The following is a 232-nucleotide window of genomic DNA, read 5'->3' on the forward strand; positions in this document are numbered from 1 at the left end:
GCGACCAATAAATGGTAGCAAATGATGCCCACAAATAGAGTAAAGTTCTATATTTTTCACACGTACCATGTCGTCTCCATCAGAGGTAAATACGGCATTATTAGTAATTTCATCAAGCGTTTGGCGATAACCTTGTGTCAGGTATTCCATTGCTTTTGCAACACGTTTTGGTGTGTCTAATAAACCTTCGCGTTCAGCGTCTGCGCCTACGGCGGTTATAATTTTTTGGTAG

General features: G+C 40.9%; 1 protein-coding gene. It reads right to left on the reverse strand.

Annotated features, from left to right (window positions below):
* The coding region (locus tag R0J88_RS23950; protein ID WP_410901450.1) for a GTP cyclohydrolase I at positions 1–232 on the reverse strand (232 nt) is incomplete at both ends.

The organism is Pseudoalteromonas sp. SIMBA_162, assembly GCF_046535955.1.
GTDB classification, from domain to species: Bacteria; Pseudomonadota; Gammaproteobacteria; order Enterobacterales; family Alteromonadaceae; genus Pseudoalteromonas; species Pseudoalteromonas marina.